The sequence below is a fragment of the Catenibacterium sp. genome (genome assembly GCF_052354645.1).
In the GTDB taxonomy this organism is placed as follows: domain Bacteria; phylum Bacillota_I; class Bacilli_A; order Erysipelotrichales; family Coprobacillaceae; genus Catenibacterium; species Catenibacterium mitsuoka_A.
Genome location: NZ_DAWDDM010000231.1, coordinates 1 through 3,218, shown reverse-complemented (window position 1 = coordinate 3,218; position 3,218 = coordinate 1). Strand labels below are relative to the sequence as shown.

4 protein-coding genes are annotated in these 3,218 nt (G+C 31.4%); 1 reads left to right on the top strand and 3 read right to left on the bottom strand.

The window, feature by feature from the left end:
• The coding region (locus ACT8VG_RS09165; RefSeq protein WP_444195688.1) for a hypothetical protein at positions 1 to 263 on the top strand (263 nt) is incomplete at its 5' end.
• 176 nt (positions 264 to 439) lie between these two features.
• Here the strand turns inward: ACT8VG_RS09165 and ACT8VG_RS09160 are convergent.
• The 3 genes from ACT8VG_RS09160 to ACT8VG_RS09150 all read right to left on the bottom strand — a co-directional run.
• A complete protein-coding gene (locus ACT8VG_RS09160; RefSeq protein ID WP_444195687.1) occupies positions 440 to 862 on the bottom strand; it encodes a hypothetical protein in 423 nt (140 codons plus the stop codon).
• Positions 852 to 1,823, bottom strand: coding sequence for a hypothetical protein (locus ACT8VG_RS09155; protein ID WP_444195686.1), 972 nt, complete (start codon positions 1,821 to 1,823; stop codon positions 852 to 854). The genes ACT8VG_RS09160 and ACT8VG_RS09155 overlap by 11 nt, the downstream gene beginning before the upstream one ends.
• A gap of 4 nt (positions 1,824 to 1,827) precedes the next feature.
• On the bottom strand, positions 1,828 to 3,218 hold a 1,391-nt coding region (locus tag ACT8VG_RS09150; protein WP_444195685.1), incomplete at its 5' end, for a hypothetical protein.

The window sequence follows — 3,218 nt, the reverse complement described above, 5'->3', positions numbered from 1 at the left end:
CCAGATTATTAAGGAATGCGGGCGAAATCATCATGCGTGATATGAAGAAGATGAAAGACGAAAACAAGAAATGGGAAAAACAGCAGGCACTTGTAGAGAATCAGTTGAAGAAGATTTCTGAAGTCATTGAAAAGATTAAGAAGGCCTTAAATTTCTATTATTATGAAGCAACAGCTGAAGTTAAAAAACTTCTTAAAGATCCATTGAACTGGAAGAACTATACGGAACTGGATTATTATAAGGATCTTGATGCATTATACTAATTAGACAAATCATAAATAGTATATCGGGAAAAGTCCATAAAATCAGGACTTCTTTTCGTCGTGGAAAGGACTGGATAGCGGGCGCGAAAAAAATGAGCATCACCTTACGGTGATACTCATTTAGCAGGGACTGTCAACATTCTGTCCTTGACTTTTGAACCAGTTTACATTTTGGTTCACTCTTTTAACATCTCTAATTGTGTAATATAGCTATCAATGATTTTAAATGCGTCTTCTTTACTTAACAATCTTTCTTCTAGTATATATTGATAATAGTCATTAAAAGCCATTACAAGACTTGCTTCATGAAGCTGTATTGTTTTGATAGTGCCACTGGCTGATACAATCTGGAAATAGAGTGTATTAATGTTCATGATTATAACTGAGAAAGACATATTATCATATTCAGGGACATCTACAAGGTTTATAGAGTAGGTATTTATAAAGTTCTTTAGTCTACGTAAGATTTTGATTCTATCATTAATCGTTAGTGGTTGATAGAATGGCTGTGGGAAATCAATTGTATAACCAGTATCCACAAAATGTCTTAATCCCTGCAAGGTATAGAGTCCTGATAGATGATCTTTGTTACGCTTCACAAACTGTTTTATATACATTGAATGTTTCTTGAACGATTCCACAAAAACATTCTCTTCTAAAAAAAACTGGAAATGGATCGTCCTCTTGATAGACTGCATCAATAGGAGGTGCATAGAGAATACAATTGAAATCTTCTATCACATCACTTTTTTCATCCTTATTAGTGATTAAACACTTTGTTTCCTTTAAATATTGATTAAATAGTATTTCATACGCATCATATGTTTCTCCTTTTTCATAAAGAATACCACTTGAGTGATCTGCTGTATAAATAAGAAGATATTTAGTAGTCAGAATCATATTAGGAAAGAAACAAAGATGGTTATTGATCGCATTAATCTCATTATAGTAATAATATGGACTATAGTGATCATTATTAAAGATTAAAGGCATGATGTTTGTAAGAACACTTAAGTTATAGAACTGGTTATCTTTCGTTAGTTCGTTTGTGTTATTTAAACAGAATAAATGAGTAATAGGTATATGAGAAGAGACTATTCTTAATAAATAGAGTGCATGAGTAGGCTGACCAAGGATCCTTATATGAGGGTCTTTTTCTTTGCATTCTAAGAGAGATAGTTCATATAAGAGATGTTCTACATCATATTTATTAGTATAGTGTCCTGTCTTTAAGATAGAATCTAAAGTATCAGGTGTTGTAAAGGAACGATTATCAAGTAATGTGGCTTCTTTTAAGAAGAAACTTACATGCTGACGACAATAATAACGAAACTCTCCTATTCTGTCTATTTCATAGGCATTTAATAATTCTTTCTTTTCATCATTAGTAAGATAGAGATATTGACTGATCTGTTGGATAAAATCACGATTTGGTATTTTACGTTCTCCTCTAATAATCTTATAAAAAGTAGAACGGTCTATCTGGAAGTATTCTGCACACTTTTTGATATTGATTTTTTTAGTCTTGATATATTCGGATAATAATTGAGAAACATACATAGTACTACATCTCCATTTCAATCATTTTTATACATTCATCAATCAGTTTGATTTCATCTTCTTTACTATAAGCATTCTTCTTCACTACATTGTCAATAAAGTCTTTAAATGCTTCTACAAGGGTGATTTCTTTAATAGAGATATTTGCGAGGGTGCCAGTTGAATCGGATGCAATTATATGGAATGATTGATTAGTTAACTGGAAGTATGTTGTAGATGTTTCAGAAAGATAAGGCATATCTGCCATCATGACATAAGGATGCTTCTTACAGAATTCTTTCCACTTTCTAAGTAATGTGAGTCTATCTTCTAAAGAAAGAGGGTTAAAGAGTTCTGGTGGTATATCATGGAGATAACCAGTCTTGGCTGTATAGCGTAATCCCTGCAGTGTATAGATAATATGGAATATATCAGAATGTTGAGGATAGAATACCTCATTCCAATAATATCCAAATTTTTGGAAGTCTTTAATAAACTCCTCTTTATTAGGAAAGAAGTCTTTTAATGCCTTGCGCATAATGGATAAATCGTTCTCTTCAAATACATAAGTAGGACATGGTGTTGTCATTATTTCCTGCGTAATAACATGAGTATCAAAGAATGTCTCTGTGTCTGTAAGATAGTTTGTCCATGAATTACGTGTCATAAAACACTCTGCTTCTTTTAAATAAGCATCAAATTTTTCTTTATAGGCATTCACAATCTGTGGAAGTTTATAAAGTATTCCCTGACTATGATCATTTGTATAAGTAAATAAATAACGCGTTGTAATCATTACATTAGGATAGAATACATCATGTTCATTCATGATAGAAACATTGCTGTAGTAGTAATAAGGATGATAATTCTTATTACGTAAGATGACAGGTAATAAATTAGTTAAACACTTTAAGTTATAGAATTCATTATTCTTTGTCTGTTTCTGAGAGTTATCTAGATAGAATAAATGAGTCATAGGCATCTCTGCTGAAATATGATTAAAAGAATCAAATATAATAGACATCTCATAAGGCTGTTCCATGATTCTTACATGAGGTTTTTCTTCTCTTAGTTCATAAGAATATAAAGTATAGAGTATATGTTCTACATTAATTCTTCCTGTATAGACATCATCTACAAGAGTCTGATCATCTTGTACCTGTTCTGTTATTTGATAATGATGATCTAATACATGATCTGCTTCCTTAAAGAAATCCTGGATATGTTTACGACGATAGAATACAAAAGCACCTATTGTATCAATTTCATAAGCTTCTAGTATTTGTTTTGTTTCTTCCTGACTTAAACATAGATATTGTGCCATTTTATTGACTAATGCTTCACTTGTTGCAGGTCTTTGACCTTTAATAATCTTATGTAGTGTAGAACGATCTATTCCTAAGTATTGTGCAAATT